Source organism: Mesorhizobium sp. Root157 (assembly GCF_001427385.1).
Taxonomy (GTDB): domain Bacteria; phylum Pseudomonadota; class Alphaproteobacteria; order Rhizobiales; family Rhizobiaceae; genus Mesorhizobium.
Genome location: NZ_LMGJ01000012.1, coordinates 71,083 through 97,528, shown reverse-complemented (window position 1 = coordinate 97,528; position 26,446 = coordinate 71,083). Strand labels below are relative to the sequence as shown.

The window sequence follows — 26,446 nt, the reverse complement described above, 5'->3', positions numbered from 1 at the left end:
ATCGTCCTTGCCTTCCGCGAAAACCAACCGGCGCACGATATCGGCAGAACCATTGAGGCGCCACCGCGATCTTGCGCCTTGCCGGAACACGTTCACGCGACCGAGATTTCCGGTCGCGTTTACAATGTTCGCTTTTTGTTCTAAACTACCGCATGCAATACGACCTTGGCTTCGAGCCGTCGGAGAGACGTGACGTGTTTCTCCGCAGGGCGGCATTGACGGTCGCCCGCCGGCAGCAAGCGGGCGGGCAAATGATCCTGCCCGGCCTCGAAGCGCGGCGCGCCGACAATCTATTTTTCGCGCTTCGCCCTGACATGACGGCCGCACTGGAGGCCAATGAGATCGCGGGCGATTTCAGCAAAAAATACGGTTTGCTGGGCAAGTCGCTCGGCCCCAGCCGCTACCACATCAGCGTGCACGGGTTGGGCACTTTCGACGGACGCAACCCCGGCATCGAATTGAAAGCCGAAGATGCCGCAAGCCGGTTCGAGTTTGCTGCGTTTCCTATCCGCTTCAACCGGGCCATGAGTTTCAGCGGCAACGATGACAAACGGCCGCTTGTGCTCGTCGCAAGCGGCGGCAATGAAGAATTGTTCGACTTCCATCGCCGGCTCGGGGAAGCCATGCGATGGAGCGGTCTTGGGCGCAAGGTGAGCAAGGCGTTCACGCCGCACATGACGCTGCTCTATGATCACCGGGCAGTGCCGGAACAGGAGATAGAACCGTTGCAGTGGACGGTGCAGGCGTTCTGTCTCATCCACAGCGAACAGGGGTTCTCGAGGCATACGGAACGGCACCGTTGGCCGCTACCCAGGTCATACGGGGCGGGTGAGCTTGGCTTTTCGCCGCCTCGTCGGTAAGGTGAAGGCTGGCATGACGGCCCTCCGGGCCGCATGAGGGGTGTCCTACAAAGCGGCTGCGCAACGTTCAGCCGTCTTTTCGCCTCTCGACGAAGTTGAAGGCGAGGAACAAATTCCGGGCTGGGGACATCACGGTCGATCATGGCTGCGCCGCATATGGCGCGCGTTTTCGCTCACCCTTTCGCCGCCTCCCTCAATCACGCACCAAGACATTGTCTGCGAAAACCGCAACCGGTTTTCCAAGTCTTCGGCGTGGCTTTTGCCTATGTTCAACCAACAGAGGAGTAACAATTGAGTGACACGACAGAGGGCGTATTGGAGTGGCTTTCCAGCCGGCCGGACATTCAAAGCCTGAGGGCCGCCGTTTGCGATCTCAACGGTATCATGCGCGGCAAGCGCATCCCCGTCGAACAGGCACGCAAGGCGCTCGAAGGCAAGCTGCGCATGCCCTATTCGGTCAGCGGAGTCGACATCTGGGGCGAAGACATCGTCGGCAACAAGCTGGTGTTCTCGACCGGCGACGCCGACGGCATCTGCCACTGGACCGGGCGCGGCATCCTGCCGATGGACTGGACCGCATACCCCACCGCGCTCATTCCGCTGTGGCTCAGCGACGACAATGGCACGCCCTTCCTCGGAGACCCCCGGCGGGCGCTGGCCCGCATCCTCGAGCGCTACAAGGAACTCGGCCTGACGCCGGTGGCGGCGACCGAGCTTGAGTTCTATCTCGTCGATCCGAAATCCACACGCCCGCGCGGCCCCGTGTCGCCGGTGACCGGGCGGCGGCTCGATTCCGATGCGGCGCTCTCCATCGACGAGATCGACGATTTCGAGGCGTTCCTGCACGATGTATACGAAGCCTGCCGTTTGCAGGACATTCCCGTCGACACGGCGATCGCGGAGAACGGCGTCGGCCAGTTCGAGATCAACCTCAACCATGTCGCCGATGCCTTGCGCGCCGCCGACGATGCGGTGCTGTTCAAGCGCACCGTAAAAGGCATCGCGCGCAAGCACGGTTTCATCGCCTCGTTCATGGCCAAGCCCTACGGCAAGCGCGCCGGCAACGGCTTCCATGTTCACTTCAGCCTCATCGACGCCGAAGGCCGCAACGTTTTCGACGACGGCACCGACCAGGGCTCCGAGTTGATGCGCCACGCGGTGGCCGGCCTGCTTGCGGCGATGGCGGAAAGCACGCTGGTGTTCGCGCCGCATTTCAATTCCTATCGCCGGCTGCGACCGAAGTCCTATGCGCCGACCGCGGTCGCCTGGGGCTACGAGAACCGCATGGTGGCGATCCGCATACCGGGCGGGCCGTCAAGTGCGCGCCGCATCGAGCATCGCGTATCGGGGGCGGACGCCAATCCCTATCTTGTGCTTGCCGCGATCCTCGGCGCTGCACTGATCGGCATCGAGCGGCAGTTGTCGCCCGGCGAGCCGACCACCACCGATGTCTATGACCGCCGCGACCTGTCCAAGCTGCCGCCAGACTGGGCTTCGGCGATCGCCAGCTTCGAGCATGGCGACCTGGTTCCCGAAATCTTTCCGGACGCGCTGCGCGGTTCGCTCGTGGCCTGCAAGAAACAGGAACTGGAGACCTTCGCGCTCAGGGTGAACAATTTCGAGTTCGAAACCTATCTGGAAGCCGTTTGAAGATGCTTTGAGGCACGGCCTGCCATGCCCGGGTTGTTTCTCCGTCCGGGCATCGGATTTTCGATGCATAGAGCGCGTCGCGATCTTCAGATTCGCTGGCGCGCTCTAAGCGTTTGTATGTCGTTATCCCGAAACCGGTTTCCACTTTCGGGCAACATGCATTAACCCGGGTTGGCGCTTGTGATGCGGATGCGGCCGGCCTGATGGTCGCGGTAACGCGCCGCAGCCTCGGTGCGGTTGTGGATGCCGAGCTTGCTGATGATATTGTGGAGATGAATCTTCACCGTGTGCTCGGACAGACTGAACTCGGCGGCGATCGCCTTGTTTTGAAGGCCTCGCGAGACCATCTCCAATATCTGCATTTCGCGTGGCGTGAGGTCGGCAACGCGATCGACCCTGGCCGATTTTTCAGCAGGGTTCTCACCATACAGGAGTGCCGGCTGAGGCGCCGAGGCGATCTTGTGGGCATAGGACTGCAGCATGCCGACCGGGAAATACTCCCCGCCGCGCAGCATCAGCCGCACGACCGACAGCCATACGTCGAGTCTCAGGTTCATGGGCAGCACGCCGCGAACCAGTTGCGACTCGCAGATGTCGGGGAAGACCAGGGCCGAGTTCTGGCTGTCGGGTTCGATCAGCGCGATCATGGCGTGGGGATGGCGGCGCGTCAGTTCCGCCGACATGCGCTGCGCCGTCGACAACAGCCCCGGGTCGATGAGGATCAGGGCCACCGGAAAGGCGAAAGCCACGCAAGCGGCTTCGACACTGTCCATCTGCTTGACGTCGAGCCACGGAAACTCGTGGTCGAGCGCATAGATCAAGCTGCCTGAAATCGCACCCGGAGCCGTCACGAACAGGACGGTCTTTCGCGACTCGATCGCCCCAACCGCGGCTCGCTTCCCATTCATCGGCGCTTCGCTCGTTGCTTCCATTGGCTTCGGACTTCTTCCTGGTTCGTACAACTCAACCCATCCCAGCAAGCCGCCTCGTCAAAGCACAGGACCGCGCCAAGCAAGATCAGCCGACATTGACGATATGGCAGGATTTTGAGCACCGCGACGGGGCAATAGGGTTGAGGCTCAATCCAAACGTGGGATGCCGGAAGCGTCTGCGCGCTCACCGGCATCCTCCAAAGGGACTAGGACCAATCGACATTCAGGGTTTGGAACGTGGTATGAGCAAAAATCGCCCAGTTCGAGAAGCGGAGCCGAAGGCGGTGTTGCCCACCGTCGAGGCTTGGCGACGTGGAACTGGGCGATTTTGGCCATATCCCTGCGGGACGCAGCGGATTTCAGCCCCGACTGCGTCGAAAAATGCTCGACGGTGGTCGACACCGCCTTGCGCTTTTCTCCTTGTCAGGACCGAAATCCGGCTCGCGCCACGCCCGAAACCTGAATGTCGATTGGTCCTAGCCAGTTCAATCGGGCGCTCTCCATCATCTGGACAGCCTGCTCCCACAGGGGGGTTGCCCGTAACACGCAGAGGCCGCAAGCCGCACAACGGACACCTCCTCGCCCGCCGCTTAGAGCGCGTCGCGATCTTTCAGATTTGCTGGCCGCGCTTTAAGCATTTTCTTTCATGCATGTCGTTATCCCGAAACCGGTTCCCACTTTCGGGCGACATGCATTGGGGCGCGTCGCCGGGTGACAAAGCGGTTATTGTCAGAAACGCCCGAAACAAGGCCTCGTTGCGGCAAGGAAATATCCTGTTTGGCGGACCCCTGGATGCGTCTCACACCAGAATGGATGAGCCGTTCCCCCCGATCTAGACCTTAGCAAGGGCGAGATAAGTTGGCACATTGGCGGTGCCCGGAAACGGTTCGGGCGTGCGCGGAATGCCGTCGCGAAATGCCGGCTGGCAAGAGCAGCTACGGCACCTCCCGAACGGGATCTCCGCTTTCGAGCAAGCGAGCCTGAGGCGAGCAATGACTGTCTTTCGCAAAAATCCGTCAGGCCGATCATATGGCCCCATGCTCGCCTGTGCGTTTGCCGTGGCAAGCGCCTTGCTGCCGACGACGCCGGCCAGTGCAGGCGAACTGGTCGCGCAGACCAAGCTGCGGGTCACCGTGCTGCAATGGATGCCGATGAAAGGCGTCTACGAACAATGGCCTGCGCTTGGCGGCGATTTCGTCGTCTCCGATGAGGGCACGATCGTGCTGCCGGTGATCGGGACCGTCGAGATCAAGGACATGGATCCGACCAAGCTGGCGGCAGACATCGCCAAGCGCATCCAGGCCAAGACCGGCCTTGTCGACAAGCCGGATACGACGGTCGCGATCCTGGAATATCCCCCGGTCTATGTCGTGGGCGACGTTGCCAAGCCCGGCGAATACAAGTTTCGCGAGGGGATGACGGTGCTGCAGGCCCTGGCGCTCGGTGGCGGAGAACGGCGCGGCACGCTTGGCGCCGGCAAGAACGAGATCGGCATGGTGGGCGAGTTGCGCGGGCTCGACGTGCAGATATTGCGCAGCATGGCAAAAATAGCCCGATTGCGCGCCGAAGCTTCCGGTGCCGAAACGATCCAGTTTCCTCCGACTTCGACGGCAGCGGAAACCGATCTGGCGCAAGACATCTTCAACCAGGAAAAAACCATCTTCAACACGCGCGCCAAGGAACTTGAGCGGCAGACGAAATCGCTGTCGGAGTTGCAGGAACTTTTCACGGCCGAGATCGATACCCTCAAGCAGAAGACCGCAACGGCGGACGACGGCATCGCAGCCGCCGAGCGGGACCTCAACGCGGTCAAGAGCCTGGTCAGCAAGGGGTTTGCAGTGATGTCGCGGCAGTCGGAACTGGAACGCGTGCTGGCCAGCTACAGGGGCGAGCGTCTCGACCAGGTCACCGCCATCATGCGGGCAAGGCAGAACCTCGCAGAAGCGAAGCGCAACATGGAAGGCATCGAAGACAAGCGCCAGACAGAAGTCGCGATCGAGATACAGGCCGAACAGGCCAGTCTCGAACAACTGAGGCTGAAGCGGGACGTGTCGCAGAAACTGCTGCTCGATGTCCTGTCCTCATCCGGCCCTGCTGCGGCAAGCGGCCAGTCGGCAGCCGTCAGCTACGCGATCACGCGCGCGAAGGATGGGCAGGAAGCCACCGTTGCGGCGGACGAATCCACCGCCCTGTTGCCTGGCGACGTGGTGAAGGTCACCTCCGCGCTGGCATTGCTGCAAGGCGGCGAGGCTTCGCCGGAGACCGCTTCCGCCGGAACGGCTCAGCCCGAAGAAGCCAGCCAGTGAAGCCAGGTTCCATCGGCAAAGCGGCCGGGCGGCGCTTGCCAGCCGGCAGGCGGACATGAGCCGATGACCGAGATTGCGATGAACGAGCAAGGTCCGCCGAAGCCAAGCAGCTATGCGCAGATCCTGAAATCGACGGCGATGATCGGCGGTTCGTCGATCGTCAATGTCGGCTTCGCCATCATCCGCAACAAGGCGATGGCCCTGCTGCTGGGACCTTCCGGCGTCGGGCTGATGGGCCTCTACGGTTCGATCGTCGACCTCACGCAAACGCTGGCGGGGCTTGGCATTCCGGCAAGCGGCGTGCGCCAGATCGCCGAGGCCACGGCAACGCAGGACGAAGACAGGGTCGCGCGAACGACGCTGATGCTGAGGCGCGTTTCCATCGTGCTGGGCCTTCTGGGCGCAACGCTGCTGGGACTGCTGGCCTTGCCCGTCGCCCGCTTCACCTTCGGCGACGACACGCACGTCGTCGCCGTCATGCTGCTCGGCGCGGCGGTCTGCCTGCAACTCGTGTCGGCCGGCCAGATGGCGCTGGTGCAAGGCATGCGGCGCATTTCTCACCTGGCGCAGATCACCATGCTCGGCGCCTTCTTCAGCACGGCGATCGGCATTCCGATGATCTATGTCTTCGGTGAGCAAGGTATCGTGCCGGCGTTCATCGCCATGGCGCTCGCCTCGCTGCTGACCTCCTGGTGGTACGCCAGGCAGATCAGGATCAAGCCGGTGGCGCTGTCGGCACGCGAGGTCGGGCAAGAAGCGACGGCACTGCTCAAGCTCGGCGTGGTGTTCATGGCAAGCGCCTTCCTGACCACGGGCGCGGCCTATGCGATACGGCTGATCGTGCTGCGTCATGACGGATTCGAGGCGGCAGGGCTTTACCAGGCGGCCTGGGCGCTGGGCGGGCTTTACGCCGGCTTCATCCTGCAAGCCATGGGAACGGACTTTTACCCGCGCCTGACCGCCGTGGCCAACGACAATCCCGAATGCAATCGCCTCGTCAACGAGCAGGCCCAGATCAGCATCCTCCTGGCCGGACCCGGCCTATTGGCGACGCTGACCGTGGCGCCGCTGGTGATGACCGTTTTCTATTCGCAGGCCTTCGTGCCGGCGGTGGATCTGCTGCGCTGGATCTGCCTCGGCATGATGCTGCGCATCGTCGCCTGGCCGATGGGCTTCATCGTATTGGCCAAGGGCGACCGCAAGGTGTTCTTCTGGACGGAAGTGGCGGCGACTACGGTCCATGTCGGGCTTGCCTGGCTGCTGGTACCGCAAATCGGGCTGACGGGTGCGGGTATCGCTTTCTTCGGTCTTTACGTGTGGCACAGCTGCCTGATCTACGTGATCGTACGGCGCATGAGCGGCTTTCGCTGGTCGACCGAAAATCTCAGGCTCGGCGTGATCTTCCTGCCAGCCGCAGCGGCCGTCTTTGCCGCGCTGATGTTCCTGCCGTTCTGGCCGGCGACGGCAATCGGCATCGCCCTGACCGCAATCACTGGCCTCTATTCGCTGCGGCTGTTGCTGAAGCTGCTACCGGCGGAAAGCCTGCCGGGATTCGTGAGGCGTTGGGCATAAGGGTCAGGCCGCTACCGAGTTGGCGGCCCCCAGAACCTGCTCGAGCGCATCGGCAATACGGGATATCTCAGCGTCGGTCATCTGGGTGTACAGCGGCAGGATCATCGACCCGCTCTGGGCCGCTGCACTGTGCTGAAGGCTGGAACCCTGGCGATAGGCGCCGGGATGCTGGTAAGCCGGCTCCAGATGGCTGTTCATGATGCCGCGCCGGGTGGAAATGCCGAGATCAAGCAGCGCCTGCATGACGGCGCGCTGATCCACGCCGCGCGGCAATGCCACACAGTAGCTTTGCCAGTTGGAGCGGCACCAGCCCGGCTCGACCGGAGCGCCCAGCCCCCGGATGTGGCCAAGGCGCGCGGCGTAGTCGGCGGCGATCTGCCGGCGGCGCTCGACAATGGAAGGCAGCTTGCGCAACTGCTCGCGCCCGATCGCAGCCTGCACATCGGTCATGCGGTAATTGTAGCCGACTTCGGGATAGGTTTCGTAGATGACGGAATTGGACGAATGGCGCACGGTGTCCGCCACGCTCATCGAGTGCTGACGCCACAGCCGGAACTTGCGGTCGTAATCCGGGTTGGCGGTGGTCAGCATGCCGCCGTCGCCGGTGGTCACGACCTTGCGCGGGTGGAAGGAAAAGCAGGCGATGTCGCCATGCGGCTTGCCGATCTTTTCCCACTGCCCGTTCCAAAGGATTTCCGAGCCGATGGCGCAGGCGGCGTCCTCGATGACGGGAATGCCGTGGCTCTTGCCGATCGCCACGATAGCAGCAAGATCGCACGGCATGCCAAGTTGATGTACGCACAGGATGGCCTTGGTGCGCGGCGTGATGGCCGGCTCGATCAGGCTGGCATCGATGTTGTAGCCGGCAGCGGAAATATCGATGAAAACCGGTACGGCACCGCAATAGACGATGGCGTTGGCGGTCGCGATGAAGGAGTGGCTGACAGTGACGACCTCATCACCCGGGCCGACGCCAATCGCTTTCAGCGCCAGATGCAGCGCCGTGGTGCAGTTCGACACAGCGCAGGCGTGCGGCGCACAGACAATTTCGGCGAACTCGCGCTCGAAGGCGGCGACTTCCGGCCCTTGCGTGACCCAGCCGGACAGGATCACGCGGCGGGCGGCCTCGGCCTCTTCCTCACCGAGAACAGGCTTGGCGACGGCAATTTGGCTGAGCGGCTTGTTCATTCGGCGGCGACCTGGATTGCCTCACGCTCCCGCCGCCACCAGGCGACAAGATCGCGCAAACCGTCATCAAGCCGCGTCGTTGCCTCGAAACCGAGCATGGCCTTGGCTTTGCCGGTGTCGGCCAGACGCCTTGTGACGCCGTTGACGGTGCGCGCCGGCATATGGATGGGAGCCAGCGACGAACCCATGACGGCGCTCAGCCTCTGCCCGAGCTCCAGCAGGCTGACTTCAGTGCCGCTGGCTACATTGAAGACTTCATCGGTGACGTCGGACTTGGCCGCGAGAAGGTTGACGCGGGCGATGTCGTGGACATGGACAAAGTCCATGGTCTGCGAGCCGTCGCCATAGATGAGCGGTGCCTCGCCGGCGGCGATGCGCTCCATCCAGCGGATCAGCACCTCCGTGTAGGCGCCATAGACGTCCATGCGCGGGCCGTAGACGTTGAAGTAACGCAAGGCGACGTAGCGCAGGCCGTACATTTCGGCAAAGGAACGCAACAGGCCTTCGTTGAAGGTCTTGGCGGCACCATAGATGGTGCGGTTGTTGTAAGGGTGATGCGCTTCCGTGGTCGGGAAGCTTTCTGCAAGTCCCAGCACGGAAGCGGACGAGGCAGCGACGACCTTGGAGACCTTGGCGGCGACGGCGGCTTCGAGCACGTTGAAGGTGCCTCCGGCCAACACATCGAAGGCAAGCCTGGGTTCCTCCGCACATTGCGTGATGCGGATGGCAGCCTGATGAAAGACGATATCGACACCTTCGAAAAGCTTGGCCAGGAGATCGCGGTCCTGGATGTCGCCTTCGACGATGGTCAGCGGAAAATCGGCCATGGCCTGGCGCAGGTTCTCGCGCCGGCCACGCACGAAATTGTCGAGGACGATGATTTCGCGCGGCCGCTCCCTGGCGACCAGGTCGGCGATGTGGGAACCGATCAAGCCGGCTCCGCCGGTTATCAATACGCGTTTGTCTTTCATCGCCTGTTTCCCTCTGCACTGCGCACGGCTTCCGATTCAGGACGCCAGCGCAGGAATTTCGCCGGCACGCCCGCCACGATGGCGAAGGGCGGTACGTCCTCCGTCACCACGGCGCCGGCCCCGACGATCGCACCCTTGCCGATGGTGACGCCCGGAAGAATGGTGCCATTGGTGCCGATATCGGCCCAATCGCCGATGCGCACCGGGCGGATTTCCAGATCGGTGCGGATGATCGGCACATCGGCCGGCAGGCCATTGTGCTCGGAGCCCAGCACCTTCGATCCGGGACCGAATCCAACGGCTTCGCCGATGACCAGATCGCGGGCATCAAGGAACACCTGCGGCCCGATCCAGGTGTTGTCGCCGATGATGCAGGTTCCATCGAAACGGCCCTGAACGATGGCCTGCGCGCCGATGAAGACGCCGGAGCCGATCTCGAACGTCTCGACGTGCTTGAAGCCGGCATTCGCACCGACCTGCAGGCCCGGGCCGCAACGGCGCGCCAGCGCCCGCCAGATGGTGCGGCGCATGGTGGCATCGATGAAGCCGTCGCCTGCCGAAAACCGCTGGTAAAGTTCGACGAGACCCTTGGTGTCGTAGGCCTCGTGCAGCGCCTCGGCCAAGCCGGCGACGAACTCCAGTTCGGGCGACAAGGCCTTGCGCCCGTGAACCGCCGCGACGACGCGGCCTGCCTGTTTCGACTTAGCCGACACGGAGAGCGGCCCTCGGTGGCTTGACCATCGTCGCCTGTGCGATCGCATCGACGACGGTCGCGACCTGATCCGACGTCATTTCCGGATAGAGCGGCAAGGACAGCACCTCGCGCGCCGCCTGTTCGGACACTGGGAAGTCGCCTTCGCGGTGGCCGAGATCGGCATGCGCTTTCTGCAGATGCACCGGGATCGGATAGTGCAGGCCGGTGGCGATGCCGGCAGCATCGAGGTTTTGCTTCAGCCCGTCGCGATCAGCCGAACGCACGGCATAGATATGGTAGACATGACGCCGGTCGAGCGCTTCCGTCGGCGACGTCACGGTTTCGACGTCGCGCAGCAGGGACGTGTAACGCCGCGCATTGGCGCGCCGCGCCTCGGTCCATCCTTCCAGATGGCGCAGCTTGACGCGCAGGATCGCGCCCTGGATGCCGTCCATGCGATAGTTGAAGCCTTTCAGCGTGTGGTGGTAGCGCTGCTCCTGGCCCCAATCGCGCAGCATGCGGATAGCCTTGGCCGTGGCGTCGTCGTTGGTGACGACGAGGCCGCCCTCGCCGCAGGCGCCGAGGTTCTTGCCCGGATAGAAACTGAAGCAGCCGGCCAAGCCGATGCTGCCGGCTCGCTCGCCGCGATACTGCGCCCCATGCGCCTGGCAGGCATCCTCGATGACCGGGATGCCGTGGCGCTGGGCGATCTCCATGATCGGCGCCATGTCCGCCATCTGACCGTAGAGATGGACCGGCATGATCGCCTTGGTGCGCGGCGTGATCGCAGCCTCGAGCCGCGACGGGTCCATGGTCAAGGTGCGCGGCTCGATGTCGACGAACACCGGCCGTGCGCCCGTGTAGCAGACGGCTGAAACGCTGGCCACGAACGTGAAAGGCACGGTGATGACCTCGTCGCCGGGGCCGATGCCGGCGGCGAGCAGCGCCAGATGAAGAGCGCTGGTGCCGGTGTTCACGGCGATGGCGTGGCGCGCGCCGCAATAGGTGGCGAATTCGTTTTCAAACGCCGCCACTTCCTCGCCGAGCACATATTGGGTCGAGGCCAGCACGCGCAATGCGGCGGCATCGACCTCGTCCTTGATGCTTGCGTACTGGGCCTTGAGATCGAGAAAAGGGATCATGCCACCCGCCTCATCTTTTCCAGTTCGACGACGCGGCCGCGCTGGGCGAGCGACTGGGTTGCAGCCTCGAGGATGCGCACCACGCGCAGACCCGCCTGTCCGTCGGCGGTCGGCGTGCCGCCCTTTTCGATGCACTGCGCGAACTCGCGCAACTCGGTGTTCAACGCTTCCTTGACGTCTAGATGCGGAGCCCACATGTCACCGGTGCGGTAGCCGACCAGCGCCTGATAGACCTTCTCGCCATTGGCCTTCGGGTTGCCGTTCAGCGTGATGCCCTTGTCGTAGACCTTGATCTTCTCGCTGGGCTCGAGGTCGTCGTAGACGATCATCTTGCGGCTGCCGCCGATCAGCGTGCGGCGCACCTTGACCGGCGCCAGCCAGTTGACGTGGACATGGGCGATCAGGTTCGTCTCGAAGAACAGGTTGAGATAGGCGATGTTTTCCGGCTCGCCGGGAACATGGCTGATGCCGGTGGCGGAGACCGCGACCGGCTTGACCGGCAAGACATGATCCATGATCGACAGGTCATGCACGGCGAGATCCCAGATGACGCTGACGTCGTGCTGGAAGAGGCCGAGATTGACGCGCACCGAGTCGTAATAATACATCTCGCCAAGGCCGCTATCGACCAGTTCGCGCATCTTGCGCACCGCGCCGGTGTGCACGAAGGTGTGGTCGACGGCGAGCACCAGCCCGCGGCGTGCCGCTTCCTCGACAAGACGTTCGGCCTCTTCCGAAGAGGAAGCGATCGGCTTTTCGACGAAGACGTGCTTGCCGGCCATCAGCGCACTCATGGCCAGCTTGAAATGGCTCGACACCGGCGTGGCGATGGCAACGGCGGCGATGTCGGGATCGCTCAGGATCTCGTCATAGCTGTCAGTGATCGAGACGTTCGGGTAGCGCGCCTTCACGGGCGCCAGCCGGCCCTTGTCGAGATCGCAGACGGCGGCAAGCCGCACGCCCGGCACCTCGGCGAAATTGCGGACAAGGTTCGGCCCCCAATAGCCGTAGCCGACGACAGCAACGCCGATCATTGCGCGCCTCCCGCAATACGGGCAACCGGCGGCGCATCCTTGACGCGCCCGGTGACCTCAGCCGGCACGCCGGCGACGATCGCATAGTCGGGAACGTCGCGGGTGACGACGGCGCCGGCGCCCACCAGCGCACCCATACCGATGGTGATGCCGGCCAGGATGGTGGCGTTCGAACCGATCGAGGCACCTTCCCGGACGCGGGTGGAAACGACGGCCCAATCCGCCTCGGTCTGCAAGCTGCCGTCTGACGCGACGGCGCGCGGATAGATGTCGTTGGTGAACATGACGCCGTGACCGACGAAGACGCCGTCTTCGACGGTGACGCCCTCGCAGACGAAACTGTGACTGGAGATCTTGCAGTTCCGGCCGATCACGGCGTTTTTCTGGATTTCGACAAAGGCGCCGACGCGCGAACCGTCGCCGATGCGGCAGCCATAGAGATTGACGAGGTCGGGATGATGGATGACCACCCCCTCCCCAAGAACAACGCTCGCTGCGATCATTATCGACTCCATCGCTGTCGCGGATCGATATTCCGTCGTTCCCGACAGGCTATCGCCCAAACAATGGAGTTGCGGCGCCAATGGAGTAAATTAGGCAAAACGCCGAACGGTCATATCCGAAAGGGGTAGCGCCACCGAGTGCCGAATTAAGCTTTGTGCTGGACGGCAACGGCTATGTAATAATTGATTAAATTACCAAATAAATATATACATAATTTCAGCTATCTTTCAGCTATGTATTAGCCGAACCTGGAAATATAATATTGCGCGTTCTTGTATATCCTCATGATCTTGCAATCGGAGGAAGCCAGATCAACGCTATAGATCTGGCCGCCGGTATAGTAGCAGCCGGCCACGAGGCGATCATTTACGGTGTGCCAGGCCCCCTCGTGGAATATATCGGCATGCGCGGCCTTCGCTTCCTGCCCGCGCACCCCCTGAAATACCGCCCGGCTCCAACGCGGATAGCACAGATCGCCTCCATCGTGCGAAGAGAACGGATCGACATCATCCATAGCTACGAATGGACGGCATGCCTCGACGCCTACTACGGCGCCGTCTGCATTCTTGGTACGCCCACGGTCTGCACGGTACTCAGCATGGGGGTGCCACCATTCATACCGGCTTCCGTGCCGCTGATCATGGGAACCGGGGAACTGGGTGCAGACGCACGCAAGGACCGGCGAGGCAATGTCTGGGTCATCGAACCGCCGATCGATACGGAACGCGATACACCGGCGGTGGACGGCTCCGCTTTCCGGAAATTGCACAAGGTCAAGGACACCGAACTGCTGATCGTGACTGTGTCGCGTCTGGCGCTGGACCTCAAGCTCGATGCGCTGGTGCGGGCGATCGATGCCACCGGAACTCTTGCCGCGCGCTATCCGGTGCGGCTGGTCATGGTCGGTGACGGACCGGCACGCGAGGCGCTTGAAATGCGGGCCGAGGCGGTGAACGCAGCGAGCGGACGCGAGGTCATTGCGCTCCACGGCGCCGACCTCGATCCGCGCGCGGCCTATGCCGCGGCGGATGTCGTTCTCGGAATGGGCAGTTCGGCACTCAGGGCCATGGCCATCGGACGCCCCGTGATCGTGCAGGGAGAACAGGCTTTTTGCGACGTATTCGAACCGTCCACGCAAGATCAGTTCCTGTGGCAGGGGTTTTATGGACTTGGCGACCCGGATGAAGGAACAGCCCGGCTAGCCGCGCAGATCGAGCGACTGCTGCAAGACAAGGTGCTGCGCGACAAGCTTGGCCAGTTCGGCAGGCGGGTCGCATGCGAACGTTTCAGCCTGCAGCGCGCAGTCGACCTGCAACTGGACATCTACCGGCAAGTCCTGGCCGGCAAATCCGGCTGGAAGTTCGGCGAAGCCGTCAAGTCGGCGGGGCTCGCCCTGCAATTGGAGCTACACAACCACGATCCGCGGCGAAAACGCGCCAGCAAGGCGCAGCAGCAGACGATCCTTGCAGCGGCAAAGTCAGGGGCATGGCCGCCCGCCAACCTGCCGTTGACCGAACAGAAACACCGAAAAACTTAACCTGATTGGCGAGTGACCCTAGTCTAGAGATTCTTAGACTGGCCATGGCCACCTCGATCGGTGCGCGCCTACAGCGAAAAGCCGCGCGCACCGATGTCTCGGTTGCCTCTCATCATTCCTTCCGTAGGTGCTATGGCATTCAGTTCACCAACCGAGCTTGTGATCGAAATGCCTTCCAGCATATCTTCGACTGGGTCTGCGACGACAACAGCATCGAGCATCGACTGACTAAGGTGAAGCATCCCTGGACCAACGGACAGGTCTAACGGATGAACCGCGCCATCAAGGACGCAACCGTCAAGCGCTTCCACTAAGACAGCCATGAACAGTTGCGACAGCACCTGCAGAACTTCATCGAAGCCTACAACTTCGGTCGCAGGCTCAAGACGCTAAAGGGCCGAACGCCCTACGAATTCATCTGCAAACGATGGACTTTGGAGCCGGATCGATTCATCAGCGATCCAACCCATCAAATACCAGGACTAAACAACTAAGTCGCAAACAACTTCAGCTTCATCTCACGCCCAAGCGCACGCGGGACCATCAGAATATTCCTGGGGTTGCGCCTGAGACCCGCAGCAAGAAAATCAGCCGCCCACCTGTATTTGCCTGTGCGGAACAGGGCCATAGCGACGCCGATCAACAGGATCGAATGCTGGTTGCCATACTTATCGAACAGCGCGCGATTGCGCCGCAGAATGCGCAACATGCCCATGGTCTGCTTCCTGTCATCAGTGGAAATGCTGTCAGGGGAGACAAACCCAACAACCACGGGGGCGATATCTTCGTATATTTTCGTCTGTTGGGCCGTGCGGATGGCAAACTCCCAATCTTCATTCGCACTGGCGCCGCTATCAAACCAGGCCGCCCCAGAAACATGGCTTCTCTTGAATAGCGTATTTTGCAGGCTGATCCGGTTTTCCAGAAGCAGATGGGCAACTTGATCCTCATCCAGCCGAAGAATACTTCGAGGAGGCGGAGCGTAGGCAACTTTGCCATGGCCGTGCCGGTAACGCTCGTCGCGGCCGTAGACGATCTTGCCGCCCGTCACTACGCCGACCTCGTCCGGCAATTCCCTGAAGAGGGCGATCTGCCTTTCAAGTTTACCTGGCAACCAGAGATCGTCGCTATCCTGAAAAGCGATGAACCTGCCCCTGGATTCGGAAACGCCGGTATTACGTGCAGCGGCAGCCCCTCCATTGACCGGCCGCCTGACGTATTTCAAGCGCGGGTCACTGACGGAGGCTGCAAAACCCTCAATGTCTTCGGAGGACCCGTCATCAACGATGATAAGTTCAAGGTCGCGAAACGACTGGGAAAGCACACTTTCAACAGCTGCCGGCAAGCTTCTCAAGCGGTTGAAAGTCGGCAGGACGACAGACACCTCGATAGCCACAGCCCTTCCCCAATTGTTGCAACCGTCGAATGAGGTCAGAACGCGGTCGCTCCGGTGGCAGGCCAGCAATCTGCATTCCAGCAACTCAGTTCGCATCCAATTAAGTTCACTACGGCATTTGCGGCCAATAAAGAACGCACTCTTTCAGCGTAGGAACCGCGCCATGCAATCGCTGCCAAACCTCCGGTCGACACCATGACCAGACCACACATGATAGGACTACGCCATTTGGCCTAGTCATATGCTTTACAGGAGGGCGATCATTCAAGCGGACTACCCCATTGATCGGAAAGTCAAACCTACTTTTGCTGCCGCGCCGTCAGTTGAGGTCCGGGCACGTGGCCGTTATTCTTTGGCTATTGCGAAAACGGTAATCGAGAAGCTCCGGGCCGCGTGAATCGCACGGCCCGAACAACCAGCGGCTGAAACGATGCTCATATCATTCGTCTCGACATCTGCGGTGTTCATCGGACTTGGGTTGGCCGTTCCGGCCTGGTTTTTTGCTCTCCAATGCCTTGCTGGTGCTTTTAGATACAAGCCTCGCGGCGCTTACAAAGGACGCCGCCCCTCCGTGGCCGTGATTGTTCCCGCACACAATGAGGAAACCTGCATATGCGCGACGCTCGAGACCATTCTCCCACAATTGGGGACCGGTGATCGTCTCGTTGTAGTTGCCGACAATTGTGAAGATCGAACAGCGGCACTCGCCAGGAGCCTCGGTGCCGAGGTCCACGAGCGGACTGATAGCGTGCGGCGCGGCAAAGGGTATGCGCTGGATGCAGGCATGCGTTACCTAGCAGATGCTCCGTGCGAGCTTGCGATGGTCGTCGACGCCGACTGCGCGCTAGACAAGGGCGCGGTCGACAGCTTGGCTGCCATTGCGACTGCTACCCGCCGGCCGGTTCAGGGCAGGAATCTGATGAAGGCCCCACCGGGCGCGGCTTTCGACGTCAAGATCGCCGAGTTCGCCTATGTCGTGAAAAACCTTGTCAGGCCGACGGGGATGCTGCGCCTGAAGCTGCCGTCCCTGCTGATGGGCACCGGAATGATCATCCCTTGGCACATCATATGCAAGGCGGACCTCGCCAATGAGCACATTGTCGAGGACATGAAACTGGCTTTCGATGTCGCGCAGACAGGCCATGCGCCCACTTATTGTCCAGAATTCGGCATCACAAGCTTCTTTCCACAAACCGAAAAAGGTACGATTTCGCAACGCCGGAGGTGGGAACGCGGACATCTGGCGATGATCGGTTCGGCTTTTGGTTATTTGCTAAGACCCCGCAGCATCCACACTTGGCAAGCGTTCGTCCTGTTGATCGACCGCCTGATCCCCCCCCTGACCTTATTTTTAGCCATTCTTTGCTTGTGGGCGGTGCAGACAGGCCTATTGGCCGCAGCAGGCGGATCGCATGCCCCGTTCTACATAGCCCTTTGCAACCTCGCAGTTATGCTGACCGCCACCACGGTGGCATGGCTGTCGCATGGTCGAGCGATCATACCGCCTAGAATGATCGGTGCAGTTCCGGGGTTCATTCTCCGGAAACTGGCGAGGTACCCGGCTCGGATGTGGGGGGGGCGTGGCGAGGGGTGGGTTCGAACCGATCGCAGAACGTGAACCCTCCGCAGTCCTTCCGGGCAGGTTCGATATGCATCCAAATGAGTACATTCAGCTGCAAATAGGCTGACCCGGGCGTGGTTGTCGACGGTACTCCGGGTTGAGTAAACTTCACGGTGTCAGCCGTGACAGAATGTTCGGCAACGACCGAGTGCCCCTTTGAGAGATGAGAACACTGGCTTGTTCAGCGCATCTGGCCAACAGTCGAAACGGAGACTTCCGTCCGCGCCAATCCTGTCGCAGAGCGGCGAAACACTGAACCGCGCTCCGTACACTGCTAGGAAAGTATCGAGGCGTTCGGTCGTCTCCCAGCGTGCGCGTTCAACGGGCGCCCAGCAAAGCTCTAGTTCCAATGCTTGGCCGATACGTCTGTTCATAATCGGCCTCGTCGTGCCATGGATCATACCCTTGGGCAGTATCAGCCTGTCAGCCTATCGGATCGTGTTGCTGTTCACCGTACTGCCATGCCTTGTAAAGTGGCTGTCGGGGCAGGCTGGGCGCGTTCGGGTCGCCGATATCGGGTTGCTGCTGTTTTCATTATGGACAGCCATCAGCCTGGCTCACGCACATGGCATTTCCGCCGCCTTGCAGTCGTCCGGGATCATTTTTGTCGAAACGGCAGGAGCGTATTTTCTGGCTCGCTGCTATATCCGCGATGCCAACGACTTCCGAAACATGATCGGGCTGGTGGCCAAGATCGTGATCCTCCTGGCACCATTTTCCCTCTATGAGTGGATCACCGCAAGCAAACCCATCCTGGCATTTTTCCAGACCGTACTGCCGACCGTGCCAGCAAATCTGGACCAGCCGCGCCTGGGGTTTTGGCGTGTCCAGGGCCCGTTCAGTCATTCTATCGAGTTCGGCCTGTTCTGCGGTAGCATCCTGGCGCTGGTTTTCCTGGTGCTGAGTCGAGAGCAGACGGGCCGTCGCCGATGGATTTTGACGTTAGTTGTATTCTGGAGCGCGTTGATGTCGATGTCCTCGGCTCCGATTGCCGCGCTTATGGTCCAGATATTTCTGATCGCATGGGACTGGGTCCTGCGACGCCAGAGCCAAAGATGGATATTGTTGGGTATTGCAGCCTTTGCGGCATATCTGGTTGTCGAGCTCGGCTCCAACCAGACTCCTATCCAGTTCTACATTTCCCGTTTCACATTCGACGCCCAATCCGGTTGGTGGCGGCTTGCCATCTGGGAATACGGCACTGCGTCGGTGTACAATCACCCAATGTTCGGAATCGGATTTGCCGACTGGGCTCGCCCAAGCTGGATGACATCTGACAGTATCGACAATTTCTGGCTCGCAAATACGATACGCTATGGGTTGCCCGCCTTGTTCTTCATTGCGGTCTCCTGTCTCAGTTTGACCTTCGCCGTCGGTTTGAAAAAAGGCCTGGACGAAAGACATGCGACTTATCGCCTGGCATATCTGGCGTGCATGACGACATTCTTTTTCGTCGGTTCCACCGTTCACTTCTGGGGCGCGACCTATGTATGGTTCGTGTTCCTGCTGGGTAGCGGCGCGTGGTTTCTGGACATCCAGACAGATAGATCCGCTCACACGGGCAGACGGGCCAGATTGCCCAGCGACCGAACATCCAGGCGCAACGCGAGCGGGACAAAACAGAACGGGCGGGGCCAATCGTGACCAAGTTGGACCATGTCATCCTCACGCGCTTCAATTTGCCTTCCGGAGGCAACGAAAGTGCAATCCGGGCACGGGAAGGCTGGCTAAAGAAAAGAGTGGTGCTGTTCGAATGTTATTGCCTGCCTTCAGTGTTGCAGCAAACTTCGACCAATTTTCATTGGATCATCTACTTCGACCCCCAAAGCCCAGCTTGGCTGATGAAGCGCATATCCGTCTGGCAACAGGCAGGCGTGTTCCGACCGATATTCAGGGTCGCCGTGAGCAAAAAGGCACTGATGGCCGATATGCACGACGTGGTTGGACAGGCCGGTGACATTTTGATCACTACCAATCTCGACAACGACGACGGACTGGCGGTCGATTTCATAGAGAGGCTTCAAGCCGAAGCAGTCACGGATGAGCGCACGGCGCTTTATCTGGCCAGTGGGCTCATCATGCAGGGAAACCAGACATACCTGCATACCGATAAAAGCAACGCCTTCTGTTCGGTCCGTGAGCCTTGGGAAGGTGCAGTCGGATGCTGGGCCGCCTATCACAATCAATTGGAACGCATCATGCCAACCCGGGTCGTCGCTGGTGATCCAGCATGGCTTCAGGTGATTCACGGAACGAATGTCAGCAACCGCGTGCACGGACGACTGGTTTCGCCAGAAAGATACCGGGCGTTGTTTCCCCGGATTATCGATGAAGCAAAAGAGCCGGAGTTCTCGGATAGACTGCTGGATCTACTCGTCCTTAAACCAAGGCGGCTGATGCGCGAGGCCGCGCGCGGAACGACCAAAAAGCTTGTGTACCTTCTGTTTGGGCTGCAGGGGTTGGACAGGGCAAAATATGCATGGACGCGGTTTCAGGGAAGGGTTTTGCGGCGGTAGGAGATGCTGGATTGACCAGACGCGCGCTACTCCGTTCATCCAGTCGATGGCATGCCAAGGTTTCTTTCATCTTGTTGACCAAGATGCTTGAGAGTTCGGTACCAGGATACCTATCGGCAACCCTTTGGATGCAAAGGGATGAAATGAGGGTGAGGTTCACCCTGCAGAACCGCCAGTTTGAAGCAAACTCGGGATCCTCGTGACGAATGGGACGACAATGAAGGAAAAGAAGATTGTTCCCGTAATCCTGGCAGGCGGCAAAGGCACGCGGCTTTGGCCGCTCTCGCGCGCTGCGGCGCCCAAGCAATTCATAAAGCTTATCGGGGACAGGACGTTGTTCCAGAATACGCTCGAGCGTGTCTCGGACCCTAGCATGTTCGAAGCTCCGATCATCGTCACCAATGACGAATTCCGCTTCCTGGTTTGCGAACAAGCACGCGAAATCGGTATCGAACTGGCCGCAGTGGTGCTTGAGCCGACAGCGAGGAACACCGCGGCCGCTATAGCCGCCGTGACCGCCGTTGCAACTCCGTTGTTTGGCCAGGGCGTAGTGCTGCAGGTGCTCCCGTCCGACCACACCATCAACGCCGACGACACTTACTTCGACGCAGTCCGCGTGGCCCATGACGCCGCCCTGTCAGGCATACTCGTGACATTCGGTATCGCGCCGAAGGAACCCGCTACCGGGTACGGCTATATCGAGGTCGGCGAACCCTTGAACTCCAAGGTCTTCCATATTCGCAGATTCCTGGAAAAGCCCAGCCATGACAAAGCGGTCGAAATGATCGATGCGGGCGGCTTTTACTGGAACTCCGGAATATTCATGTTCCCCTTGAAGGAGTTGCGCACGGAGCTTGAGGAACACAGCCACGATGTCCTGGAGGCAGCGGACAACGCCGTTGCAAAATCCTGCCGCGACCTGGATTTCATCAGACTGGATGCCGACGAATTCGCCAAGTCGCCGAACATTTCCATCGACTACGCATTGATGGAAAAGACCAGCAATGCCGTGGTCGTTCCAACGTCATTTGCATGGTCGGATCTTGGGAGCTGGGATGCCGTATGGAAGAACGGCCAAGGCGACACCGACGGCAATGTGGCAACCGGAAACGCGACGCTCGTCGAAACCAGGAATTCTCTGGTCGTCAGCAGCGGACCTCATGTCGCGGTGTGCGGCATGGCTGACGTAGCAGTGATCGCGACGGAAGATGCCATCTATGTGGGCGATCTGAACAGCAGCCAGGATGTCGGTAAAATCGTCGCAAAACTCTCAGCAACGGCAGCGACATCGAAGCTGACGCAAAATCACCCCACCTGCTACCGGCCGTGGGGCGGATACACGTCGATACTTAACGGCGACCGCTTCCAGGTGAAACGGATATTTGTGATACCCGGGAAGAAATTGTCCCTGCAGAAACATCATCACAGGTCGGAACACTGGGTGGTCGTGAGAGGCACTGCCGAAGTCACGATCGGCGACAAGATACAGATGCTGCAGGAAAACGAGTCGGTCTATATCCCACTGGGCGAAGTGCATAGGCTTGCAAACCCCGGCAAGATCACGCTGGAGCTCATCGAAGTCCAGACAGGCTCCTACCTTGGCGAGGACGACATCATCAGGATTAGCGATGATTTCGGCAGAAGCTAATGTCCGCGCCACCACTGAAGGCACACCTGCTGCGACAGACCGGTCTTGCCCTCAACCATTGGTAATAGGGTCTACCCCCCTTGGCGCGTATCGGTTCCCCGTTCCGCAGAAAGGTCAGGTTGAATGACCCGGCTATCGGAGGGTTAACTGCAGGGCAGGATTACGGAGACCTTTGTGCCAATAGCCGGCCCGATGTTGCCTAACAAGACCGAGATGGACAATCCGAGCACGATGACCGGTCACGCCGGCGTCGTTGTTCCGCTGCACCCAAATCCGGTGGCTGCCGTCATCGTAACCTTCAACAGCGAGGACGTGCTGGCGGGCCTGCTGGATTCATTGATTGACGGGCTGACGGGTTTAGAGAAATGCGAAGTTATCGTCGTGGATAACAATTCACGCGACCATTCCGTCGCAATTGCGAGCGCGCACCCCATCGGCGCACGGATCATCCAGACCGGACGCAACGCAGGATATGCCGCAGCCATAAACATTGCCTGTGCAACGCTGGGCGCCAACGTAGATGTCCTCATCCTCAACCCCGACATCAGACTTCGCCCCGATACCGTACAGGCAATGCGCAGAGCGCTGATCAATCCCGGCGTCGGCGTGGTCGTGCCCAAGATCGTGGGAGAGAGCGACCACCTTTCCTATTCGCTGCGATGCGAGCCCTCCATCGTGACAGCATGGTCGGAGGCTCTTCTAGGCGGAACGCTGTCCGGCAAATTGAGAACCGGAGAAATCATCTCGGACCGAAAGCGTTATGAGCAAGTCGGACCGGTCGATTGGGCGACCGGTGCGATCCTGCTGATCTCCGCCAAAGCGCGCCATATTGTGGGCGTATGGGATGAATCGTTTTTTCTCTACAGCGAAGAAGTGGACTTCATGAGACGCGTTCGGGAAGCCGAGCTTACGGTCGAGTACTCGCCGGTTGCCGTGGCCTTCCACAAGGGCGGCGACACGCACGCCAACCCATTCCTTTTTGGTTTGTCCACGATGAACCGCGTGCGGGACTTCGCCGGCCATCACAGCAAGTTCGAAACCCTGGTGTTTCGTATGGGAGTGACCGTGGGAGAACTCGTTCGATCTTGGCGCGGCCCGGAACATCGCGCGGCTTTGGATGCGCTTTTGCGTCCGGGAAAATGGCAGAAGCGAGTGGAATCGGTCGTTGGCAAATAAGTGGCTGACCTTCGCAGTTTCCGGGGGAATTCTGGCAACAGCCGCACTTTCCCTGGTTATCTCCGTCACCTCGGAAACCAGGACGGCAGATACTACGCCGATTCTTGACCTGCCGCGCATCGATTGGGAAGGCGGTCCCGCCTACTGGGCTCAATTCCCGGCTACGGAAAAATGGGACCGGCCGGATTTCTTCCCAGTGGCAATCTGGTTCAACGGGATCAGTTCTCTAGAGGAAGCCAGGTTCGACAAGGCCCACGGCGTCAACACGTATATGGGAATGTACGAAGGGACCGACTTCGGGCTGTTTGAAGCTTCCGGTCAGTACTGGATAGGCGGACCTCTAAAGAATGCCTCACCCAGTAGCCCGAACTGGGTCGGAAATCTGCTGGACGACGAGGTCGACGGTCGTTTCACGCCAGAGGAAGGCCGGGCTCACCTGCAGGCGCTCGTCGACCAGTACAAAGGCAATGGCAAGCCCAATTATGCCAACTTCACGCAGTTGGTTATCTCGCAAGACATGGATCAGTTGGATGCCCAACGATATGTGAATGACTTCACCGACATCGTGTCCATGGACATGTATTGGTACACGATACCGTTCTGCAACCTGCAGCCATACCGCGCCAATTACCTGATAGACACGCCTCAAGCCACGTGCCGTACGTCACGTTCCTACGGACGGTCGATGGAAATGCTGGCGATGCAGGATGCCGCTGACGGCAAGCGACAACCCCTGTGGAATTTTGTCGAGTTCATATCGGGGGGACCTGCCGAGGGAACCAACAACCCGCAAGTGACGCCACAGCAGCAGAAGGGTGCTGTAATGGCCTCGATCGTCAATGAAGCTCGCGGAATTGTCTGGTTCAACACCACATTCAGCGGCTCCTGCGAAGGCGGGACCCTGCGCCTGGCCCAGGTACAGGGGCCGGGATCTTGCGCATGGCCCTATGCCGAGTCGCTGAAGGAAGTGAACAATCAGATTCACATGCTGGCTCCCGTCATCAATACGCAATCCTACAAATGGGAATTCGGTCCTGACCTCGATACGATGCTCAAGGTCCACGATGGATATGTCTACATATTCGCAATGACCGAAGGGACCGATGGGACCCGTTCATTTGCACTGCCAGCAGGCATCAAGGGTCAAAGCGTGGAAGTCTTGTTCGAAGGTCGTCAAATCCCGATCCGCGAGAATGGGTTCGTCGACTCGTTCGAAAGAGAATCCAGCTATCACATCTACAAAATCAAGCTGTAGCTTGTGATGGGACAAAGCTCAGGTTTGCCTGCCCCCCGCTTTGCGGCGGCTCTATGATGTTTGCTGCCGAGTGTCCCGAATACCAGCCGTACAACAGCCAACCAAGGTCATCGGGGCTGCATTCACGAATGACACGGATACGCTGGGAACCAACGCCGATGATTGAAGCCGGCAAGTTCTGCTGCAGAGTTTGTCGGCACTGAGCAATCGCCAGCGATACCCAGTTTGACGATCGCGACCGAGAACTGTGCCAAATCACGTTCAAGTTATTGTTGACAAACGAGCCTTTCATCGCCGTGTGTTCTTCGAACCAATGCAAGCCTTTCAAAATCGAAGGGAGATGGTCGCTGCCTCCTGCCTCTGTGAGCTCAAACAACGCCATTGGCGCAATCGCGCATTGTTGGACACTCAAGACAGGATCAGTGGCCAGGACCTCACCGGTCCTGGTGTTGCAACGCCACCACCATCGACCCGACATCTCCTGCATGGAGCACATTTTCGATGCGCATGCTTCGGCGGCAGTCAATGCCTCGGTGTTGCGTCGCAGAATGCTGAGGCGCGCGAGGGCCTGGATGGCGTAGGTCTGGTCGGCCAGGTAACCGGCATGCTCTTCCGGCCCAGCGGGGGAAGCCGCGAACCGAGGAAAGAGGCCGGAAGGTGACTGCATGTTCATCAGCCGCTTGCCCGCCATCCCGACAAGGTGGACCGTATCCCCGGCTGGACCGGCGGCAATTGCAGCCGTCAGTATCCACGCGACCTCTGCAGCAGGAAGAGGTGCACCGGACTCAAGCAATTTCGTCAGCCGAACGACAAGAGGAGAGGCAAACAGGCCCCGGCCTTCGGCCGCCGCCCACAAGGCCAACGCCATAGCCCCCGGATCGTTGGAGAATTCCGCGCGGGTTACGACCAAACGGAGCAGATCAGCAAGCGACAAGCCTTTCAGGATGCTTGCCTGATCGTCCTCGTCGACGAACGCAAGGCCCATTGCAATGCAGATGGAATTGCGAAGGCTCTCGCCTTCCGGCTTCAACGCCACGTCACCATTAATCCTGACTGCCTTCACCTTGTGCGCGAATGAACCCTTGCGGAACATCCGCGGCAGCCCGCGCTTGGCAAGCGCAATAAGCCCCTCGACCTGTGTGCGGGCGTCAATCGACACCTTCCCCAGCGCGTCAAGCCTCGCGAAAGGGAAACACCCATCTGCTCGACTGGTCGCCGGCGCGGTCGAAAGACCGGCACTCTGCCACGTCCCCCTTTGAATGGACATTCATATCCCCCGCACCCTGCACACCCGAACATCGGACTGAAAGTGGAATCCGGTTTTCGGGTAACGTTAGAGCGTCCCTCGAACGCCCAGTCGGACGCACGACGCTCCAGGTGAGTCAGAAAAACTCGCCTCGGTAAATGCTAGAATTTCCAATCACATTCACCAGCGCCCAGATAGGAGAAGGAGACCGCTAACCTTTCGGGCAATCTAAGCCAATAGGACTAGCAAAGCCGGTGGACGCACCCATTTTGGAGAAGAACGCCAACACGGTTGCCTGTTTGCGAGCCCGTATCGGAGCTTGATCACAAGTCCGCCCGCCTGCCCCTGCCCAGCGCGAACTCCTGGACGAAGAGTTTCATCAAAGGCACGACTGCATAGACGTAGCGACGCCACAATCTGTTGGGTTCCAGCACCAGGCGGTGAAGCCATTCCAGGCCCACCCGCCGCATCCAAAGCGGCGCGCGCTTCTTGTTCTGGAGCAAGAACTCAAGACTTGCACCGATGCAAAGCGCCACACCGGTCGCTCGTGAATCCTGCGACAAGACATGGGCAATCTTTTCGGATTGCGGCGAGCCTATCGCCAGAAAGACGAACCTGGCTTTACGCGATGCAACGAATTCGACGCACTCCTGCAAGAGTTCGGGCTGGGCCAGAACTCCATGTGGCGGGACGATAGAGTCAAACCGGACGTCGGGATAGGCGCGCCTCATATCGCGAACAAGGTCGTGGTCGGATGCCACCAGCGTGATCGAATCGCCCGGCTGGATAACGGATTTGACCACCCTTGATGTCAAATCCGAACCGGTGACCAACGGTAACTTCAAGCCGCACATGCGCGCCAGTATCGATATTGGAACGCTATCGCACACAGACAGCCAGGCGCTGTCGTAGTAGGCCAAGAGTGGCTTGTTGCCTTTGACGCGGACGACATGGTCAACGTTCGGCGTTACGATGTAGCGGAACTTGCTGTTTTCGGGATTGCCACGCAGCATTTCGACCACCTTGTCCTGGTCGACCCGGTCAAACGGAACGCCGAGGAAGCTGCGGCGCACGATCGACTCGGTCGTGGCATACGGCTGCTTCAGCGTTTCGCACTGGATGCTCATTGATGGAATTTCTCCTTCTCAACGAGCTTATTCGATGTCGGCGTTCGCTTGTATTTGTCTACATTGCTGGG

21 protein-coding genes and 1 pseudogene are annotated in these 26,446 nt (G+C 60.1%); 12 read left to right on the top strand and 10 right to left on the bottom strand.

Translation table 11 applies throughout. From position 1 onward, the window contains the following. Positions 1 to 71: 71 nt before the first annotated feature. Positions 72 to 860, top strand: a complete 789-nt coding sequence (locus ASD64_RS08495; protein WP_156460077.1) for a 2'-5' RNA ligase family protein — start codon at positions 72 to 74, stop codon at positions 858 to 860. 291 nt (positions 861 to 1,151) lie between these two features. Next, a complete protein-coding gene (locus ASD64_RS08490; RefSeq protein ID WP_056103643.1) occupies positions 1,152 to 2,510 on the top strand; it encodes a glutamine synthetase family protein in 1,359 nt (452 codons plus the stop codon). A gap of 161 nt (positions 2,511 to 2,671) precedes the next feature. Here ASD64_RS08490 and ASD64_RS08485 read toward each other — a convergent pair whose 3' ends face one another. Continuing rightward, a complete protein-coding gene (locus tag ASD64_RS08485; RefSeq protein ID WP_244480745.1) occupies positions 2,672 to 3,418 on the bottom strand; it encodes a response regulator transcription factor in 747 nt (248 codons plus the stop codon). A gap of 1,061 nt (positions 3,419 to 4,479) precedes the next feature. On the opposite strand from ASD64_RS08485, the gene ASD64_RS08480 reads away from it, so the two are divergent. Further along, positions 4,480 to 5,748 (top strand): polysaccharide biosynthesis/export family protein, encoded by a 1,269-nt coding sequence (locus ASD64_RS08480; RefSeq protein WP_056103638.1) that lies wholly within the window; start codon positions 4,480 to 4,482, stop codon positions 5,746 to 5,748. 63 nt (positions 5,749 to 5,811) lie between these two features. Continuing rightward, positions 5,812 to 7,320, top strand: coding sequence for an O-antigen translocase (locus ASD64_RS08475; RefSeq protein WP_244480744.1), 1,509 nt, complete (start codon positions 5,812 to 5,814; stop codon positions 7,318 to 7,320). A 3-nt stretch (positions 7,321 to 7,323) separates the two neighbouring features. On the opposite strand, the gene ASD64_RS08470 is transcribed toward ASD64_RS08475, so the two are convergent. The 6 genes from ASD64_RS08470 to ASD64_RS08445 are packed head-to-tail and all read right to left on the bottom strand — an operon-like array spanning position 7,324 to position 12,852. Then, positions 7,324 to 8,508 carry a DegT/DnrJ/EryC1/StrS family aminotransferase gene (locus ASD64_RS08470; protein ID WP_056103635.1) on the bottom strand — a complete coding sequence of 395 codons (1,185 nt, stop codon included), beginning with the start codon at positions 8,506 to 8,508 and terminating at the stop codon, positions 7,324 to 7,326. Then, a complete protein-coding gene (locus ASD64_RS08465) occupies positions 8,505 to 9,479 on the bottom strand; it encodes an NAD-dependent epimerase/dehydratase family protein (RefSeq protein ID WP_056103632.1) in 975 nt (324 codons plus the stop codon). The genes ASD64_RS08470 and ASD64_RS08465 overlap by 4 nt, the downstream gene beginning before the upstream one ends. Next, complete coding sequence (locus tag ASD64_RS08460) at positions 9,476 to 10,192, bottom strand: acyltransferase (RefSeq protein WP_056103629.1); 717 nt, start codon at positions 10,190 to 10,192, stop codon at positions 9,476 to 9,478. The genes ASD64_RS08465 and ASD64_RS08460 overlap by 4 nt, the downstream gene beginning before the upstream one ends. Further along, a complete protein-coding gene (locus ASD64_RS08455; RefSeq protein WP_056103626.1) occupies positions 10,182 to 11,315 on the bottom strand; it encodes a DegT/DnrJ/EryC1/StrS family aminotransferase in 1,134 nt (377 codons plus the stop codon). The genes ASD64_RS08460 and ASD64_RS08455 overlap by 11 nt, the downstream gene beginning before the upstream one ends. Then, the gene (locus ASD64_RS08450; RefSeq protein ID WP_056103625.1) at positions 11,312 to 12,349 is read right to left on the bottom strand and encodes a Gfo/Idh/MocA family protein; all 1,038 of its coding nucleotides are present in this window, start codon (positions 12,347 to 12,349) and stop codon (positions 11,312 to 11,314) included. The genes ASD64_RS08455 and ASD64_RS08450 overlap by 4 nt, the downstream gene beginning before the upstream one ends. Continuing rightward, entirely contained in the window at positions 12,346 to 12,852 is a 507-nt protein-coding gene (locus tag ASD64_RS08445) for an acyltransferase (protein WP_056104937.1), read from the bottom strand. Before ASD64_RS08445 ends, ASD64_RS08450 begins: the two co-directional genes overlap by 4 nt. 263 nt (positions 12,853 to 13,115) lie before the next feature. Between ASD64_RS08445 and ASD64_RS08435 the strand changes: the two genes are divergently transcribed. Then, on the top strand, positions 13,116 to 14,390 hold the full coding sequence (locus tag ASD64_RS08435) for a glycosyltransferase family 4 protein (RefSeq protein ID WP_082549919.1): 1,275 nt from the start codon (positions 13,116 to 13,118) through the stop codon (positions 14,388 to 14,390). A 134-nt stretch (positions 14,391 to 14,524) separates the two neighbouring features. Continuing rightward, a pseudogene (locus ASD64_RS20580) lies at positions 14,525 to 14,884 on the top strand (integrase core domain-containing protein); the annotation flags it as partial. Here ASD64_RS20580 and ASD64_RS08430 read toward each other — a convergent pair. Next, complete coding sequence (locus tag ASD64_RS08430) at positions 14,881 to 15,786, bottom strand: glycosyltransferase family 2 protein (RefSeq protein ID WP_056104934.1); 906 nt, start codon at positions 15,784 to 15,786, stop codon at positions 14,881 to 14,883. The pseudogene ASD64_RS20580 and the gene ASD64_RS08430 overlap by 4 nt on opposite strands. A gap of 430 nt (positions 15,787 to 16,216) precedes the next feature. Here ASD64_RS08430 and ASD64_RS08425 point away from each other — a divergent pair, with 430 nt between their 5' ends. The 6 genes from ASD64_RS08425 (at position 16,217) to ASD64_RS08400 (ending at position 24,002) form a co-directional block, all read left to right on the top strand. After that, on the top strand, positions 16,217 to 17,404 hold the full coding sequence (locus ASD64_RS08425) for a glycosyltransferase family 2 protein (protein WP_056103617.1): 1,188 nt from the start codon (positions 16,217 to 16,219) through the stop codon (positions 17,402 to 17,404). Positions 17,405 to 17,812: 408 nt separating this feature from the next. Further along, positions 17,813 to 19,051: an O-antigen ligase family protein gene (locus ASD64_RS08420; protein WP_056103614.1), complete on the top strand. Its 1,239-nt coding sequence runs from the start codon at positions 17,813 to 17,815 to the stop codon at positions 19,049 to 19,051. Further along, the gene (locus ASD64_RS08415) at positions 19,048 to 19,923 is read left to right on the top strand and encodes a glycosyltransferase (protein WP_200957817.1); all 876 of its coding nucleotides are present in this window, start codon (positions 19,048 to 19,050) and stop codon (positions 19,921 to 19,923) included. The genes ASD64_RS08420 and ASD64_RS08415 overlap by 4 nt, the downstream gene beginning before the upstream one ends. A 217-nt stretch (positions 19,924 to 20,140) precedes the next feature. After that, positions 20,141 to 21,571 (top strand): mannose-1-phosphate guanylyltransferase/mannose-6-phosphate isomerase, encoded by a 1,431-nt coding sequence (locus tag ASD64_RS08410; RefSeq protein ID WP_056103611.1) that lies wholly within the window; start codon positions 20,141 to 20,143, stop codon positions 21,569 to 21,571. 174 nt (positions 21,572 to 21,745) lie between these two features. After that, a complete protein-coding gene (locus ASD64_RS08405) occupies positions 21,746 to 22,747 on the top strand; it encodes a glycosyltransferase (RefSeq protein WP_244480743.1) in 1,002 nt (333 codons plus the stop codon). Continuing rightward, positions 22,737 to 24,002 carry a hypothetical protein gene (locus tag ASD64_RS08400; protein WP_056103607.1) on the top strand — a complete coding sequence of 422 codons (1,266 nt, stop codon included), beginning with the start codon at positions 22,737 to 22,739 and terminating at the stop codon, positions 24,000 to 24,002. The genes ASD64_RS08405 and ASD64_RS08400 overlap by 11 nt, the downstream gene beginning before the upstream one ends. On the opposite strand, the gene ASD64_RS08395 is transcribed toward ASD64_RS08400, so the two are convergent. After that, positions 23,992 to 25,269, bottom strand: a complete 1,278-nt coding sequence (locus ASD64_RS08395) for a hypothetical protein (RefSeq protein ID WP_056103603.1) — start codon at positions 25,267 to 25,269, stop codon at positions 23,992 to 23,994. The genes ASD64_RS08400 and ASD64_RS08395 overlap by 11 nt on opposite strands. A 302-nt stretch (positions 25,270 to 25,571) precedes the next feature. Then, on the bottom strand, positions 25,572 to 26,375 hold the full coding sequence (locus ASD64_RS08390) for a WecB/TagA/CpsF family glycosyltransferase (RefSeq protein WP_056103601.1): 804 nt from the start codon (positions 26,373 to 26,375) through the stop codon (positions 25,572 to 25,574). Between the last annotated feature and the right edge of the window lie 71 nt (positions 26,376 to 26,446).